The 1,017-nt window shown below is 39.2% G+C and carries 2 pseudogenes; both read right to left on the reverse strand.

Annotation, left to right across the window (positions count from 1 at the left end):
• Positions 1-64: 64 nt before the first annotated feature.
• Positions 65-634, reverse strand: a pseudogene (locus GEI7105_RS41075) (IS1634 family transposase); the annotation flags it as partial.
• Positions 635-712: 78 nt separating this feature from the next.
• A pseudogene (locus GEI7105_RS39525) lies at positions 713-1,017 on the reverse strand (hypothetical protein); the annotation flags it as partial.

Here is a 1,017-nt window from a genome sequence, read left to right on the forward strand (position 1 = left end):
TTTTCAAGTCAAGGGGTCAGTTGGCTGAGTCGAAATACCTAATTCCTTTCCGATTCAATTTATACTACTTATACACTACATTTGAAGTGCGGAATGTGGGTTGAAAACATTGAAATATCCATCGGAGAGTTGGTCGATCGGTTAGACGACCTAACTGATTTTTGACGCCAGTTTTTAGCCGCTTCAAAGTTTTCCGAATTTGTCGTTGTCCCAGAGTGTAAACCAATAAGCATAAGCCCATAATGAATCCCAAAGCTTCAATCCGGTGAGGAGATTTAAGAAAAACGCTATCCGTTAAAAATAGCGGGTCTTTCAGAAAGCCAAAACCTCGTTCGACTGACTGTTGCTCTTTGTAGTTCGAGAGCATTGAATCAGCGGTTAATTCTTCTGAGTTTAAAACATTCGTCGCCAAGATAAATCGTCCGGCACTTCGTTTTTTTATCTCGACTGAAACTTCATCAATTGTGACGTTCGCTTTGACTTGATAGACCCCAGAATTTTCCGTAATTTCTAAATCGGTAATTTGGTGATACTTCGACTTTCTTAAAAGGCGAAATGCTGCTTTTTCGGCATCAGCGGCACAAGCAAATTCTCGAACACTTAACTCTCGGAGTTTCTTTTGGGCGGACTCACCATCTTTCTGGTCTTCTTTCTCTTAATTTTTTAAATCTGATTCTTTCCTTTTTGACTTTCGACTAATAACCATCTTTGCTCAACATCGGCATAGTTTTGTTGAGATTCTTGAAAACGATAACCCGTAAGTTGACTCGCTTTTAACTCGCTTTCCTCTACCGATTCTACTAAATTCTTCGCTGTCTTTTACCGTCACGGGAACTCGACTCAACCATTTAACTTCCTTGGCAATTTGTAGATTTTCCTGGGTGTAAAAAGCACTATCAGCCACCGTTAAACTTTCAAACTGAAATTGTTTTTTAAACTCAACCATCGATCGACCAAATTGCTTTGAGTCTGGGTCTTCGGAGTTTGTGGTTATAAATGTATACCATAATACAAAAA

The organism is Baaleninema simplex PCC 7105 (assembly GCF_000332355.1).
GTDB lineage: Bacteria > Cyanobacteriota > Cyanobacteriia > Cyanobacteriales > Geitlerinemataceae > Baaleninema > Baaleninema simplex.